14 protein-coding genes and 1 pseudogene are annotated in these 15,465 nt (G+C 43.4%); 7 read left to right on the top strand and 8 right to left on the bottom strand.

The window, feature by feature from the left end:
* Window positions 1–37: 37 nt before the first annotated feature.
* The 3 genes from IM473_RS05985 to IM473_RS05975 form a co-directional block, all read right to left on the bottom strand.
* Entirely contained in the window at window positions 38–1,786 is a 1,749-nt protein-coding gene (locus IM473_RS05985; RefSeq protein ID WP_287657904.1) for a ribonuclease J, read from the bottom strand.
* 242 nt (window positions 1,787–2,028) lie between these two features.
* Window positions 2,029–2,919, bottom strand: coding sequence for a 4-hydroxy-tetrahydrodipicolinate synthase (gene dapA / locus IM473_RS05980; protein WP_287657903.1), 891 nt, complete (start codon window positions 2,917–2,919; stop codon window positions 2,029–2,031).
* Window positions 2,920–3,131: 212 nt separating this feature from the next.
* The gene (locus IM473_RS05975; RefSeq protein WP_287657902.1) at window positions 3,132–4,169 is read right to left on the bottom strand and encodes an aspartate-semialdehyde dehydrogenase; all 1,038 of its coding nucleotides are present in this window, start codon (window positions 4,167–4,169) and stop codon (window positions 3,132–3,134) included.
* A 324-nt stretch (window positions 4,170–4,493) separates the two neighbouring features.
* On the opposite strand from IM473_RS05975, the gene tig reads away from it, so the two are divergent.
* The 6 genes from tig (at window position 4,494) to IM473_RS05945 (ending at window position 9,727) form a co-directional block, all read left to right on the top strand.
* Window positions 4,494–5,885 carry a trigger factor gene (gene tig / locus IM473_RS05970; protein ID WP_287657900.1) on the top strand — a complete coding sequence of 464 codons (1,392 nt, stop codon included), beginning with the start codon at window positions 4,494–4,496 and terminating at the stop codon, window positions 5,883–5,885.
* 411 nt (window positions 5,886–6,296) lie between these two features.
* Window positions 6,297–6,998: an ATP-dependent Clp endopeptidase proteolytic subunit ClpP gene (clpP, locus tag IM473_RS05965; protein WP_002736918.1), complete on the top strand. Its 702-nt coding sequence runs from the start codon at window positions 6,297–6,299 to the stop codon at window positions 6,996–6,998.
* A 7-nt stretch (window positions 6,999–7,005) separates the two neighbouring features.
* Window positions 7,006–8,340: an ATP-dependent protease ATP-binding subunit ClpX gene (clpX, locus tag IM473_RS05960; protein WP_008207299.1), complete on the top strand. Its 1,335-nt coding sequence runs from the start codon at window positions 7,006–7,008 to the stop codon at window positions 8,338–8,340.
* Between the two features lie 21 nt (window positions 8,341–8,361).
* The gene (locus IM473_RS05955) at window positions 8,362–8,571 is read left to right on the top strand and encodes a hypothetical protein (RefSeq protein ID WP_002752152.1); all 210 of its coding nucleotides are present in this window, start codon (window positions 8,362–8,364) and stop codon (window positions 8,569–8,571) included.
* On the top strand, window positions 8,549–9,406 hold the full coding sequence (locus IM473_RS05950) for an alpha/beta fold hydrolase (RefSeq protein WP_287657899.1): 858 nt from the start codon (window positions 8,549–8,551) through the stop codon (window positions 9,404–9,406). Before IM473_RS05955 ends, IM473_RS05950 begins: the two co-directional genes overlap by 23 nt.
* 15 nt (window positions 9,407–9,421) lie before the next feature.
* Window positions 9,422–9,727 (top strand): peptidylprolyl isomerase, encoded by a 306-nt coding sequence (locus tag IM473_RS05945; protein ID WP_287657898.1) that lies wholly within the window; start codon window positions 9,422–9,424, stop codon window positions 9,725–9,727.
* 285 nt (window positions 9,728–10,012) lie between these two features.
* Here the strand turns inward: IM473_RS05945 and IM473_RS05940 are convergent, their stop codons facing one another.
* From IM473_RS05940 to IM473_RS05925, 4 genes are all read right to left on the bottom strand, one after another.
* Complete coding sequence (locus tag IM473_RS05940) at window positions 10,013–10,294, bottom strand: hypothetical protein (RefSeq protein WP_287690384.1); 282 nt, start codon at window positions 10,292–10,294, stop codon at window positions 10,013–10,015.
* A 9-nt stretch (window positions 10,295–10,303) separates the two neighbouring features.
* Window positions 10,304–10,543 (bottom strand): hypothetical protein, encoded by a 240-nt coding sequence (locus tag IM473_RS05935; protein ID WP_287657896.1) that lies wholly within the window; start codon window positions 10,541–10,543, stop codon window positions 10,304–10,306.
* A 526-nt stretch (window positions 10,544–11,069) separates the two neighbouring features.
* The gene (locus IM473_RS05930) at window positions 11,070–12,173 is read right to left on the bottom strand and encodes a T3SS effector HopA1 family protein (protein ID WP_287657895.1); all 1,104 of its coding nucleotides are present in this window, start codon (window positions 12,171–12,173) and stop codon (window positions 11,070–11,072) included.
* A gap of 24 nt (window positions 12,174–12,197) precedes the next feature.
* Complete coding sequence (locus IM473_RS05925; RefSeq protein WP_287657894.1) at window positions 12,198–13,367, bottom strand: phosphotransferase; 1,170 nt, start codon at window positions 13,365–13,367, stop codon at window positions 12,198–12,200.
* 461 nt (window positions 13,368–13,828) lie between these two features.
* Between IM473_RS05925 and IM473_RS05920 the strand changes: the two are divergent.
* A pseudogene (locus IM473_RS05920) lies at window positions 13,829–14,194 on the top strand (alpha/beta fold hydrolase); the annotation flags it as partial.
* 12 nt (window positions 14,195–14,206) lie between these two features.
* On the opposite strand, the gene IM473_RS05915 reads toward IM473_RS05920, so the two are convergent.
* Window positions 14,207–15,157: an undecaprenyl-diphosphate phosphatase gene (locus IM473_RS05915; protein WP_287657893.1), complete on the bottom strand. Its 951-nt coding sequence runs from the start codon at window positions 15,155–15,157 to the stop codon at window positions 14,207–14,209.
* Window positions 15,158–15,465: the final 308 nt, after the last annotated feature.

Below are 15,465 nucleotides of genomic sequence, written 5' to 3'. Positions count from 1 at the left end.
TTACTGATCACTGATTACTGATTACTGCTCACTGCTATTAGGAGGCCATGGTGGCTGCGGGACGACGGCGGCGATAAGTACGATTGTTCGCTGGTTGCGTTGCCGCCGCTTGCAGGAGGAAAATCACTAGAGGTTGACTCTGTAACTCCCGTTTGATTAAACGTTGCAAAGTCGTCTCGATTTCGGCCCGCAAACGGTCCCAATCCGGGGACCCCGTGGCGGTTTTAAATTCACCGATGCGATCGCTTAAACAGCGTTCGATCGCCCGAATAATTAACTGATTCAGCAGCGAGATTTCCACTTTTGTGACCACACCGCGCAAATTAATCTCTGGAGGTGCGCTTAATTGTCCCTCACCGTTAACGAAGGATGCGATCGTAATCACACCATCTTCGGCTAACTGTTGTCTTTCCTGCATAATGTGTTCGTGGACTACACCCGCTTGATCGACTAACTCGATTCCCGAAGGCACTGGAGCGCCGATGGCAATGCGATCGCCAGTTAACTCGATCGTGTCACCATTTTTGACAATCACCATATTTTCGGCAGCAATACCCATACTTTGGGCCATCTGAGCGTGTTTGACCAGCATTCGGTGTTCTCCATGCACTGGCACAAAAAACTTCGGCCGGGTCAAAGATAGCATCAATTTATGGTCTTCTTGGGAACCATGGCCGGAAACGTGAATTCCCTTATCGCGTCCGTAAACCACGTTAGCACCCTGCATCATCAGGCGATCAATTGTATTGACCACAGCGATGGTATTACCCGGAATCGGATTAGCGGAAAAGACAATCGTATCCCCCTGACGCACGCGAATATGAGGATGTTCACCCTTAGAAATCCGCGTCATGGCCGCTAAAGGTTCCCCCTGGGAGCCTGTGGTTAAAATGACGATTTTATCATCGGCTAAATTGCGGGTCGCTTTCAAGGGTTCAAACAGATCATCGGGACATTTTATATACCCCAAATTGCGCGCATGAGCGATGACATTTAACATCGATCGACCCACTACCACCACTTTCCGGTTAAATTTCTGGGCCAATTTCAACACCAGATTAATCCGATGCACCGAGGAAGCAAAGGTAGTGATCATAATCCGTCCCGTTGCTTGGTTAAAAACCCGCTCTAAACCGGGATAAACGGAAGCTTCCGAGGGAGTATAACCGGGTACTTCCGCGTTAGTGGAATCACTCAATAAACATAGCACCCCTTTCTCGCCATGTTCGGCAATTTTTTGTAGATCAAAGAATTCGCCATCCACAGGAGTATGGTCAATTTTAAAATCTCCCGTGTGAATAACTACCCCTAAAGGAGTGTGAATTGCTACACAAAAACTATCGGCGATCGAGTGGGTATTGCGGATATATTCCACCATGAAAGATTTACCTAAACGCACCATTTGCCGAGGAACTACGGTTTCTAATTTGGTACGATTTGCTAATCCTGCTTCTTCCAATTTATCCCGCAATAAAGCCATCGCTAGACGCGGACCGTAGATAATTGGTACATCAAATTGTTTGAGATGGTAGGGAATGCCACCGATATGATCTTCGTGACCGTGGGTAACGATCATACCCTTAATTTTATGGCGATTTTCTCTTAGATAAGTCATATCGGGAAGCACTACATTGACCCCGTGCATATCATCGGAAGGAAAAGCTAAACCGGCATCCAAGAGAATAATCTCATCATCGTATTCAAAAACACAGGTGTTTTTGCCGATTTCGTGTAATCCTCCTAGGGGAATGATCTTTAGTTTTGCTTCGGTTTTATCTTGATTCATTAGGTATCCTTTGATGGTAAGTTATGGTGATTTTTCAGGTGGGTTTTGTAGACAGGAAATCTCAAAAAATGAATAGTTAGAATAAGTCTGACTAGGGGAATAACACCTAGCTAAATTCACTTATATCAATACTTTCTCGCCGTTCTAAACTATATTTCTTTTCTTCTAGTTAAGCTATTAATATTATAACCTACTTTCTCGAAAAAATCCTAGTTTAGTTAGCCAAATTTTCTAGTATTTTTCTAGATTAAAGCCAATTCTTGCATAATTTTTGCTAATCCTTCTTCTAGTTCGGGACTTAAGGAACATAGAGGAAGTCTTAGACCCCCCACTTCCCAACCGACTAGATTTAAGGCCGCTTTAATTGGAATTGGATTAGTGGCACAGAATAAACCTTTAAACAGGGGAAATAATTTCAAATTAATCTCGATCGCTTTGGCCGCGTCTCCAGTTAAGAAAGCTTGAATCATCCCTTGGATTTCTTCTCCTACTAGATGACTAGCAACACTGACCACCCCCACCGCACCACAGGTCATCAGGGGTAAGGTGAGAAAATCATCGCCGGAATAAATAGCGAAATTTTCAGGGGTGTGACAGTAAATCTTGCAGGTTTGTTCTAAATTACCACTAGCTTCTTTTACCGCCACAATATTATCAACTGCCGCCAGTTTAATAATCGTTTCTGGGGTCATATTTTGACCAGTACGACCAGGGATATTATAAAGCATTACTGGCAGATCGGGACAAGCTTTGGCAATGGCACAAAAATGCTCGTATAAACCCTCTTGGGGTGGTTTATTGTAGTAGGGAACCACTTGTAAAGAACCATCTAAACCCAGTTTAGCAGCCTGTTGGGTAGCTTCGATCGCTTCGGAAGTGGAATTAGAACCCGTCCCCGCGATCACTTTTCCCCGACCATTAACCGCTTTTTTGACAATACTAAATAGTTCGTATTCTTCCTGCCAACTTAGGGTGGGTGATTCTCCCGTCGTCCCACAGACCACTATACCATCGCTACCGTGGGTAACTAGATAATCGGCCAATTTTTCCACCATCCCATAATTAACTTGACCCTCGACGGTGAAGGGTGTCACCATCGCCGTAATTACTCGTCCAAAATATGTTTCACTCATTGATCAGTTATCAGTTATTAGTTATCAGCAAAAAAAGGTTATCAACTAAGTACATTGAAGCTTTTAGCTTAACAAATTAGGTTTTAGATTCGTCCTTTGTTATCAGTTTTTGAGCGATCAGCAATCAGCTTTCAGACTTTATTTACCCGATTAATTAGCTATTTTTATAGTTATCATCGCCTTGATTTAGCTGATGGCTGATAGCTTAATTATCAAACTGTTGCTAATCTTGAACCGACGAGATTTTTCTTGACTAAAAGTTCGGCAATTTGTACGGCATTTAAAGCCGCACCCTTGCGAATTTGATCACCGCATAGCCACAATTCTAGACCGTTAGGATGGGAGATATCTTGACGGATACGGCCCACTAATACATCATCGCGACCGGTGGCATCAATTGGCATGGGAAAATAATTAGCGTCCCAATCTTCCACTAATTTTACCCCCGGAGCGGACTGAAGAATTTCTCTGGCTTTCACTACAGAAAAAGGCCGACTAAATTCTAGGTTAACCGATTCCGAATGGGCCCGCAGGACGGGAACCCGTACACAGGTGGCGCTAACCCGCAACCCCGGACAAGCAAAAATCTTGCGTGTCTCATTCACCATTTTCATTTCTTCCTCGCAGTACCCTTGACCATTAATCGGGGTATTGTGGGGAAAAAGATTAAAAGCGAGGGGATAGGGGAAAGAATTGGTCGGAGGTTGCCGATTGTCAAGAATTGCTTGTGCTTGCTGTTTTACCTCCTCCATTGCTCGCGCTCCAGCACCACTAGCGGACTGATAAGTAGAAACTACTACTCGCTCGAGCGCCTGTACTTGGTGAAGAGGCCAGATCGCCACTCCTAAAAGAATTGTCGTACAGTTGGGATTAGCGATAATGCCCCGGTGATTGTCCACACTGTCGGGATTGATTTCCGGGACAACCAGAGGCACTTCCGGATTCATGCGAAAAGCACTGGAGTTATCGATAATTGTCGCACCGGACTCGACAATAGTTTTCGCCCAAGCTTTTGAGGTGGAACCCCCCGCAGAAGCGAGAACGATATCCACGTCCTGAAAAGAGCGCTCGTTTACCGCTTCGATGAGGAGACTTTCGCCCTGAAAATTGAGGGTTTTTCCAGCAGAACGCTCGGAAGCGAGTAATTTTAGACTAGCGAGAGGAAATTGACGACTAGCTAATAACTCTAGTAATTCCGTTCCCACGGCCCCGGTGGCTCCTAAAATAGCGACCCGTACTTTTTGACTCAAATTGTGTGACCTCCTGACGAGTTGGGTGATGATAATGATCCGAAGAAATCGTTAAAGTAAAAATCTTTTTCTGCCCACCGAGTTATTCTCAAGCTTGGACTTATCGGCTTTTGATCAGCAAAATTTTCTGATTGGGCTTAACTGCCCCAAGGACGGAATAAATTAAATATACCCCATTGACCGCTAAAATAAAAAGATTGTGAGAGCTTGGGGAGCAACTGCAGCTATTCCCCTAGAATATCATGAGCGGGACGTATCCACCGCAGGCGTAAACACCGCTCACTCTATTATAAACGTTCCTTGTCGTAAGAGCTAGAAAAATCAATGAAAGTTATTCAGGAAAAGCTTCCTGCCAGTCAGATAGGTTTAGAAATTGAAATTCCCGCCGAAACCACGAAAAACACCCACGAGAAAGTGGTAAATAATTTAGCGAAGTCGGCCAATATACCCGGTTTTCGTCCCGGGAAAGTTCCCCGTCAGATTCTTCTGCAAAGATTGGGAACTAAGGCGGTAAAAGCGGCAGTAATTGAGGAATTAATCGAGAATTGCCTCGAATCTGCCCTGAAACAGGAGGGGATCGAGTCCCTGGGCAATCCGCAGCTATTGTCTAAGTTTGAGGATTTGATCGCTGCCTATGAACCGGGTAAAGTTTTGACTTTTTCAGCTTCCGTGGATGTGGCCCCGACAATTATTCTCGGAGATTACGAAAATCTGAGCGTTACTGCCGAAGAAACCGCTTATGATCCCGAATCCGTGGAAAGTTGGTTTAAAGAGCGTCAAGAACAATTAGCGACATTGGTTCCCGTGGAAGATCGCGGGGCGCAGCTGGGAGATGTGGCGATCGTTGATTATCGGGGAAAATCCGCCGAAACTGGCGAAGATATCCCGGATATTGACGGTGAAGATCTGCGGGTGGATATGGAAGCAGGACGCTTTATCGAGGGGATGGTGGAAGGAATTGTCGGCATGAAACCGGAAGAAGTCAAAGAGATGACTTTAACTTTCCCAGAAGATTATCCCAAAGAAGATGTGGCAGGAAAGCCGGTAATTTTTACCATTACGATGAAAGAGTTAAAAGCCAAGGAATTACCAGAGCTTGACGACGATTTTGCCCAAGAAGTCAGCGATCAGGAAACAATCGCCGAATTAAGAGCAAGTTTAGAGAAACTTTTCCAAGAACAAGCGGAAAAGGAAACCAAAGACAGCATTTATGAGGCTTTAACCAAGGAATTAGTCAAAGGTGCGACTTTAGATTTACCGGAGACGCTGATCGAAAAGGAAGTGACGCAAATTTTGACCCAAAGCTTCATGCAGTTCCAACAAATGGGGCTAGATGTCAACCAGTTGTTTACAAAAGATAATATTCCCAAACTGCGGGAAAGCACCCGTCCCGATGCGATCGAAAGTCTGAAACAGACTCTCGTGGTGCAGGAATTGGCCAAAGTCGCAGGCATTGAAGTCAGTCCCGAAGCGGTAACGGAAAAAATCGCCAAAATCATGGCGCAATTGTCCGATCGCGACATAGATAGAGAGCGTCTGGAACAGGTGATCGCCGAAGAAATCCTGGCGGAAAACACCCTGGCATGGCTGAAAGAAAAAGCTACTATCACCCTCGTCCCCAAAGGTTCCCTAGAGGAGGAAGCAAGCGAGGAGGAGGAAACAGAAGAAACCTTCGCATTCACCGAAGTGGAAGTGTTGGCAGCCGAGGAAGAATAACCGTAAGGAGTTAGCAGTCGTTTTGGGGTGTTGGGGTTTTAGGGTATTGGTTGAATTCCCCCATCCCCCCATTCCCTGATAACTGATCAGTGATCACTGACAACTCGACCGAATCTAAAACCTAATTTATTAAGCTAAAAGCTTTGATGTGCTTAGTTTCTAACCTTATTTTTAGGTAAGACAATTGCCAGATTCTTTCTTTTGCCTTTTGCCTTTTGCCTTTTGCCTTTTGCCTTCACAAGCTGATCACTGATAACTGATCACCGATAACTGATGACTGATTCCTGCCAACCGGGGGAAACTTAGGGCATAATAGATGGACAGAAGTGCTAAAGATGCTTAACATTTGCCAGTAAAAGCTCCACAGCCAAGCAAAACCCCTAAGATTGTGATAGCGGAACCGAAAAAATTATGCTCGAATCGAGATCACCTGACTACCCAATTACCAGTAATTGTCGCCCTGCTATCTACGCCAACACGGGGAGAAACTCCCTAGCTAACGTTTTACCCGTGGTAATCGAACAGTCTGGCATGGGTGAACGGGCTTTTGATATCTATTCTCGACTCCTGCGCGAGAGAATTGTCTTTTTGGGAACCCCCGTCGATGATCAGGTCGCTGATTCGATCGTCGCCCAACTCCTCTACTTGGAAGCAGAAGATCCCGAAAAGGATATCCAACTTTATATCAACTCCCCCGGTGGTTCCGTTTATGCCGGACTAGCTATCTACGACACCATGCAACAAATTCGCCCCGACGTGGCGACAATTTGTTTCGGTTTAGCCGCTAGTATGGGAGCATTCCTGCTTTGTGGTGGCGCGGCAGGTAAACGGATGTCCCTACCCAGTAGCCGGATCATGATTCACCAACCCCTCGGCGGCGCCCAAGGTCAAGCTAGTGATATCGCCATCCAAGCCAAAGAGATCCTCTATATTAAACAGAGACTCAATACCATGCTGGCTCATCACACCGGTCAACCCTACGATCGTATCGCCAACGACACCGAACGGGACTTTTTCATGTCGGCCGTCGAAGCCAAAGAATATGGGTTAATCGATCTGGTGATTTCCCGTCCCGAACTGCCCGATCCTACCGTTCCCGTTACTTCCCTGTAAATAAACTATGTCTAAGTACGACTCCCACCTCAAGTGTTCATTTTGCGGCAAATCCCAGGAACAAGTGCGAAAATTAATCGCCGGGCCGGGGGTCTATATTTGTGACGAGTGTGTGGAACTGTGTAACGAAATTCTCGATGAGGAATTGATGGAACCGCCCAGTCCGGTCGCCCCAGTGGAGGAACGTCCCAACAAACGGCGATCGGGCCAAAACAAAACCACTTGGGAACAAATTCCCAAACCCAGAGAGATTAAAAAATACCTCGATGACTACGTTATCGGTCAAAATGAGGCGAAAAAAGTGCTTTCTGTGGCCGTTTATAACCATTACAAACGCCTCAAAGATATCCAAACCCAAAAAGCCGGTGGCGGTAGTCCAGAAGATAGCATCGAACTGCAAAAATCCAATATTCTGTTAATTGGTCCCACAGGATCGGGAAAAACCCTTCTAGCTCAAACTCTGGCCAAAATCCTCGATGTACCTTTTGCCGTCGCCGATGCCACCACTTTAACCGAGGCCGGTTATGTGGGGGAAGATGTGGAAAATATTCTCTTGCGTCTGTTACAAGTGGCAGATTTGGACGTGGAAGAGGCGCAGCGGGGCATTATCTACATCGATGAAATCGATAAAATTGCCCGCAAGAGCGAAAATACCTCGATTACCCGGGATGTGTCCGGAGAAGGGGTGCAGCAAGCTTTACTGAAAATGTTAGAGGGAACGATCGCCAATGTTCCCCCCCAAGGCGGCCGCAAACACCCCTATCAGGATTGTATTCAGATTGACACCAGCAATATCCTGTTTATCTGCGGTGGGGCGTTTGTCGGTTTAGATAAGGTGATCGATCAGCGTCTCGGTAAAAAATCCATGGGCTTTATTCAACCGGGAGATGGCCAAGCTAGTAAGGATAAGGTAGCGGCAGGGTTATTAAAACAAATGACTCCCGATGATTTAGTCAAATTTGGCATGATTCCAGAGTTTGTCGGTCGGATTCCCGTCCTAGCGGCACTGTCACCCCTGGATGAGGAAGCTTTAATCGCTATCCTGACGCAACCCCGCAACGCTTTGGTGAAACAGTATCAAAAACTGTTGAAGATGGACAATGTACAGTTAGAGTTTAAATCTGATGCCGTCCTAGCGATCGCCCAAGAGGCCTATCGTCGCAAAACTGGGGCCCGGGCCCTGCGGGGTATTGTCGAGGAATTAATGCTCGATGTCATGTACGAATTGCCCTCGCGCAAAGACGTGAAACGATGTTTAATCACCCGCGAAATGGTGGAAAAACGTTCCACGGCAGATCTATTGGTTCATCCTTCCTCTCTACCCAGTCAAGAATCCGCTTAAGGGGAAAAATCGAGGTTAACCATGCTGAACACCGTTCCCGCGATCGTCAAAGAAGGCCGGATCGAACTCCTCGAATCTGTGCCGATTCCAGAGGGTACTAGGGTTTTAGTCACCCTCATCCCGGAGGAGACAAACTCGGATTTCTGGCAAAAAGTCAGCGAAACTGCACTGGCTAAGATTTGGGATAATCTGGAAGACGACATCTATCATGAAAACTCAAATAATAGATAAAACAATCACTGTCCGCGGTGTTCCCCACTATTACGAGTGGATTCGACAGTCGGAATCTGCCCAGAAAAAGCCAGTCATGGTGTTTATTCATGGTTGGGGAGGATCGGGACGCTATTGGCGATCAACGGCTGCGGCAATTTGCGATCGCTTTGATTGTTTATTGTACGATATGCGGGGTTTTGGTCGGTCTAAATTGCCGGAAAAATCCCCCGATCTTTCCTACGATTTAGAAGAATATGCCCTTGATTTAGCCTTGTTTTTAGATAGTTTGGAAATTGAAAAAATCTATCTCAATAGTCACTCTATGGGGGCATCGGTGGCGACTTTTTTTATTACTATGTACCCCGAAAGAGTAGTCAAAGCAATTTTAACCTGTAATGGCATTTTTGAGTATAATAAAGCCGCTTTTACTGCTTTCCATAAATTCGGTAAGTATGTGGTACAGTTTCGTTATGATTGGTTTTTAAAAGTACCTTTTGCTGATCGATTATTTATGGCGAGATTTTTGCATCGATCGATCCCAAAATCAGAAAGAATTGCTTTTTTAGAAGATTTTTTGGCGGCGGATTACGAGGCCGCCCTAGGCACAATTTATACATCTGTGAGTAAAAAGGCAGTGGAAATTATGCCGGGTAAATTTGCAGAGATTAAGGTACCAACTCTTTTAGTATCCGGGGAAAAAGATATTATCATCCCCGCCAAAATGGGCAAAATGGCGGCGGATTTGAATAATAATATCCAGTATGTGGAGATGGCTAATACCGCTCACTTTCCCATGTTAGAAGATGCCCCTACTTATCTAAAAAAATTGCGAGATTTTTTGGAAATTAATTAGGGTTTGCTAGGGGAAATGAGTTTCCATGATGTGACTCGCAAGTATATTGAGGATAAAGAGTTACGCCGTCAGGGTGGATATTTGGGGGTACAGCGTCGCCAGGATTTAAAACCAGAAATATCTGCTGCTGTGTTTGCTACGAAACCTCCTCAGTTGCTTAAACCTATTGTGAAAGCTAAAGGGATAAGCTTGATTTTAGTGGAGGAAATTATACAGCCAGAGTTAAATGATCAGTTACGCTATCAAATTTGGTCAGAGTTGTTTGGCGAGTGGCTTAAGGACAAGGTTGGAGTAGTTCAACTCATCAATAAAAGTAAATAGAAGCTATTTTAAGTAGATTTTTTATCCGAAAATAGCTTCCTATTTAGAGACAAAAAAATCAGGTTTACCTAGGTAAATCCTAGTCTTTTGTCTCTAAATAGAATTTACACTGTAAATTCTATGCTAAAATTGTAAGGATTCAGGTGTCTCAAATGCAGTCACAGAGCGGCTTCTAAAATCTCAGAACTCGCTAAACTAACAGTTTTATTCTCAATAAGCACGAAAATTAAGGCTTTCAGCGTTTCTTAATGAGAATGAGCATTTGTCGATAATTCCCCTAAATGCTTACACAGCAAGGGGTTGACTGCTTTTTGTATGACCTGAATCCTCACCTAAAATTTTCTTTACACCCCATAAAATGCCAGCCGATATAGCCGCCCCAACTGCCACACCTCCTGCGAAACACGCACCACTACTAACTGTAGGTGTAGTTGGTGTAGATCCACCATTGATTCTCTGGTATTCAGATTCATGTACTTCATCTAAAAAGCTTTCAGAATCAAGGAATAAATCATATCCAGCAGGACACTCTAAGTTGTCAATCGTGATTTTTTGCATAATACTCATCCTTTATTTTTATTCTGAGATCGTCCAAGCAATAACACCAACTGCGGCGATACCAACAACCACTCCACAAGCAAAAGTGGTCACAACAACTGTCTTTAACGTTGTCTTTGTCACTGTCGTTATCGTCCCTACGGCTCCACCAGAAACAATGTAAAGCTCGTCATCATTTAGATAATCTAAAAAGCTTTCAGAATCAAAGAGTAAATCCGCACCAGCAGGGCGTAACTCAGAAATAGTAATATTAGCCATTTTTACTTCCTCTTTGGAAAGGGGATAGAACTTACGCAGAGGTAATCAGATTTATGTTTTTCCTTTCCCTACGAGTAGTATTATTGCCTAACTCTCCAACAATGACAATAGGTTAAACAACTTTCAAATTCATCTAAATGACTCAATTATGTCTCAATTTTAGCGACTAAACACCGTAACTTCATGTAGATTATGACCGCAAATGCCCATACTCTCGTATCAACGAGGTTGGTTTTTCAAGACATAAATAACCCAATTATGTCTTTTTTATATCTCTCTGCCCAGGGTTCGGGAGGTGGCGGGTCAAAAAAATAGCCCCATGACCTAATGAGGCTAAAATCTACGGCTCTTCTCGACTTTGTGTGATAATTTTTGCTTATGTAATCCTGAAGTGCTTATTTGGCAAGACTTTTAGGACTATTTTGCGGATATTCTATCAGTATAGACCTCGTTTCCACACAGAAACCAGAAGAGCCAATCTACCGACGGGCCGATCACTCTTTGATTCCCAGATAGGCGACTAATATCAGTCTGCCAACTCTAATCCCTGATAAACATCCTCAGAATCAGCATTCAAATAAGGACGCTGCCAATCAATCCCCAACCCAGAAAACTGCTCAGAAATAGCAGCAATCCGACCCGCCGCAGAATTGTCCTCCTGTTGCCAAGCCATCAACAACCCATTGGCTATAATCTGACAGCGATTCATCCCAAAACTCTCCTCACTGCCAAACTTTTTGTCCGGTTCTTCCGCCAACCCCAAACCCGGCGCTAACTCCAGAGTAAACAAAGGTATTTCTGGCTTAAAAACAGACCGATTTTCTTGATAAACATGAGCCACAACCTGCCTGACCAAATCATAATCTGTTTTGCCAAAATAAAGCACCCCAGCATCATATCTTTGATAATCAACTGGATTATATAAAGCCTTAAAACTAAAAGGAATCCCCCTCTCATTTAACCTTTCAGTCAACCCAGTCATCACAGCCACTGCGCCTTCGGGAGTAACATTAAAATAGAGCCGCACCATAGCTTGCTCTCTCTGTAAACCGGCATTACCCACCGCCATATAAAAGCCATTTTGTACAAAATTCTTAGGCATCAAAACTGACACAAAACCGCCCACTGCCGCCGCTTGCTCAGACTCTTGAAGATGCTTTTCCCGTTGGATATGCAGTCGCAAACCGCCCTTAGTCACAGCCAAACTGCCATCGGTTTCCTCTCTCAAAATTGACCAACCCGAATCAAAATATCCCTCCCCCTTGTTCGCTGCTTCCAACTGTAAAAAAAAGTCCATAGCTACGCCAGCAAAACTATTATTCTCCAAATCTAATTGCTGACCCTTATTCTCAGAACCTAATGCTTGCGATGCTTGCATCGACCCATTATAATAAATGCCATAAAGAAAACTCCTCAACTGTAAACTCATATATTTATCCTGTATTTCCTTCGGTAAAGCCTGAATCCGAGACAACATCTCAGCAGGCATTTCCCAGGGTTGATAGTTAGGATGACGAATCGAAAAATCGGCGGAAATTTCGAGATTTTCAACAATATCTAACAAAGCTTCCTTTAACCGACCTCTAACCTCAGGGGCTAAATGATGAAATTGAGAATTAAGTAATGACATAATTTTTCAAGATACTCAACGATATTAAACTTGGCCAACAACAGAAGAATTCATCTGATTTAACTGAGTAGCAGTAGCTCCAAAAATCGTGGGCATTGATGATTCCGGACGACATAACAAAGCCTTGGCTACCTGAAGCATAGCAATTCCGGTATTATTAAAGATTTTTTGATACTGAACCATGGCCAAAATTGCAATAATTAAAGAAAAACCAGCCAACTGGACTACTTGCTTTAAGAAATCAGGACGATATTCTAAGATTTCTGGGAAAGTTTCTAAATAAGCTAAAGTTAACCCACCGATAGATGGCTGCAGTAATTCTAGGGGAGTAGTGGCTAGTCGCAGAGACTCTTCAATACTGAGAGAATTACTAATCACCAAGCTACCCAACCAAATTTGTAGATAACTAGCGATCGCCATGCCCAAATCAAATGCTGGATCTCCCCAATCAGACCTTTCCCAATCAATCAACCGTATCGCATTTCCATTAATATCTTCCCAGTTTCGATTCAGAAGAATATTATTCAGCTTGATGTCATTGTGAGTCAGACAAATAGGAGAAATAGTTTCACTGGCTCGATGAACTGCTTCTCCTAAGCTATCATATCGTTGATAAAGTGCAAAAAATTTCAATCCATCCATCGGAGCCAGTCCAAAAATTTCAGGACCGATCCTTTCCAAACTCTCTAATAATAGCGGAGATACTTTCGGTTTTCCAGCAAACTCTTCTTTGACAAAAAATTCCCGATAAATACTCTGATTCCAGGTATCACGGTGAATTGTCGCCAAACAACTGCCGATTTGAGTAGCAACCTGAGCCGGAAAGAGATTCTCTTTAGAATAAAACTCTGCTAAATCCTGATAATTATCCAGATAAGTAGAAACTAAAATTGAGTTATCAGCATCGTGGAGCAGTAATTCTGGCAGAAAACTACGCCAATGGTCAATTTCAGGAAAGTTCTCTAGAAATTTGGGGATTCGCCATTCCCCAAAAAACTCACCCACCGTTTCCTTTTGTAAATTAATAAATTGTTCTTGTTTAACCAGTAACTTTCGCCCCTCTGGTAAAGTCACTAATAAGTTAAAATTTTTAGCCTGAATCTGCTCTACTCCCGGATTTTCTAGAAAGCGATCGCAGATTTTTTGGTCGATTAAATAGTCATAAACATTTTGAGAACTTAACACAAATTTCATAATTACAATTATTCTCAAATATCGCTGATCTGTTTTTATTGATTTTAATTATAATTGATGATAGCCTTATTGCCAAGCTATTCATCTGCATTAAAAAAACATAATTAACACAATTATGTCTAAACTTCAACTAATCGCGCCAGTCAACCTACCTGTTAGATTGGTTTAGGGCTAATTGCGATCGCTCCATAGACAAAGAAACCCGGTTTCTCAACTGGAAACTGGGTTTCTCCACAGGGACAAGGCGGCTTTTGCTGCCTTCCATAAATTCGGTAAGTATATGGTACAGTTTCGTTATGATTGGTTTTTAAAAGTACCGGCTCTTTTGGATTTGGTGGGTAAAATGTATTCTGAGATACAGTCCTGCTGGCGAGGGAGTGGAGGGAACCACAGAGACACAGAGGACACAAAGATCGATCCTATGTAAGTTAAACTTATCACACAGAACCTAGAAGAGCCAAGTACCTTTTGCCGATCAATTATTTATGGCGAGATTTTTGCATTGATCGATCCCAAAATCAGAAAGAATTGCTTTTTTAGAAGATTTTTTAGCGTCGGATTACGAGGCAGCCCTAGCCACAATTTATACATCTGTGTGTGAAAAGGCAGTGGAAATTATGCTGGGTAAATTTGCTGAGATTAAGGTGCCAACTCTTTTAGTATCGGGGGAAAAAGATATTATTATTCCTGCCAAAATGGGCAAAATGGCGGCGGATTTGAATAATAATATCCAGTATGTGGAGATGGCTAATACTGCTCACTTTCCCCTGTTAGAAGATGCCCCTACTTATCTAAAAAAATTGCGAGATTTTTTGGAAATTAATTAGAATGCCAAAAAGTTAGGAAAAACGCCCCCAGGCCACACCAATCAGGATAGTAACCCCGAAAAAGAGACGATACCAGACAAAAACCCAGGTACTCTGTTTTTTGAGATAATCTAATAACCAAGCGATCGAAAGATAGGAAAATATCGCCGAGGAAATTACCCCAATACCCAGGGGAATTAATTCACTGGTGTTAATCTGGTCGAGAACGCCTTTAAATTCCACTAAACCGGCTAAAGTTATCGCCGGAATCCCCAGCAGAAAGGAAAATCGCGCTGCTACGGCCCTTTCTAAACCCATGAATAACCCGGCAGTTAAGGTGGACCCAGAACGAGATACCCCCGGTATTAGGGCTAAAGCTTGGGCTAATCCCATTAAAACCCCGTCTTTTTGTCGCAAAGTCTCAAAACTGCGTTTATGTTTCCCGATTTTTTCGGACGTAGCTAAGAGTAAAGACATGACTATGGAGGCACAGGCGATCGCTGTCATGCTTCTCAAGGGGGAGTTATCTAAATCGGGAATGAAAAGTTTCATTAACAAACCGAAGAAAACGATCGGAATTGTGCCTAGGATAATCCCCAGGGCTAAACGAAAATCCTGGGAACGATAATCGGAACTAGCCACCGCTTTCACCATTCCTGTGGATATTTGCCTTAAATCCTGCCAAAAATAGGATAATACCGCCGCAATACTGCCCAATTGAATCACTGCTGTATAGGTGACACCGGGATCTCCCCAACCCAAAAAGACGGGAATCGCTTTTAGATGAGCGGTACTGCTAATCGGCAAAAATTCCGTCACTCCCTGCACAAATCCCAAAAAAATCGCCTGTAACCAGTTAATTTTTGCCAGAGGTATGGTGCTAGTGGTTGATTGGGCAATGGCGGCGGGTGTAATCGCCAAAATCACCGTTATTATCGCTAGTCCTAGCCATTTATAGCTTTTTTTCAGGAAGGAAAACATCATTTTTCAGTAAAAAAAGGGGTTGGGGTGTGGGGAGAAGTGGGAATTATGAATTATCAATTATGAATTATGAATTGGGAGGTGGGGAAGTAGGGAGAGGGGAGAAGTGGGAATTATGAATTATCAATTATAGACCTCTTGCAAAAATCAAAAATCTTCCGTTAGGTGAGGAGTCAGAAGCCAGTAGTCGGTCGTCAGGAGAATTAAGAATGAGCATTAATCAATTAAATGCTCTATTTAGGGATTTTATGCAATTTTATGTCTATTTTTCTCATTTTTGCACTCTCAAAAATTAATTATGCAAGAACTCT

The sequence above is a fragment of the Microcystis sp. M015S2 genome, from assembly GCF_020245945.1.
In the GTDB taxonomy this organism is placed as follows: domain Bacteria; phylum Cyanobacteriota; class Cyanobacteriia; order Cyanobacteriales; family Microcystaceae; genus Microcystis.
This window is presented reverse-complemented; position numbering and strand designations above follow the sequence as displayed.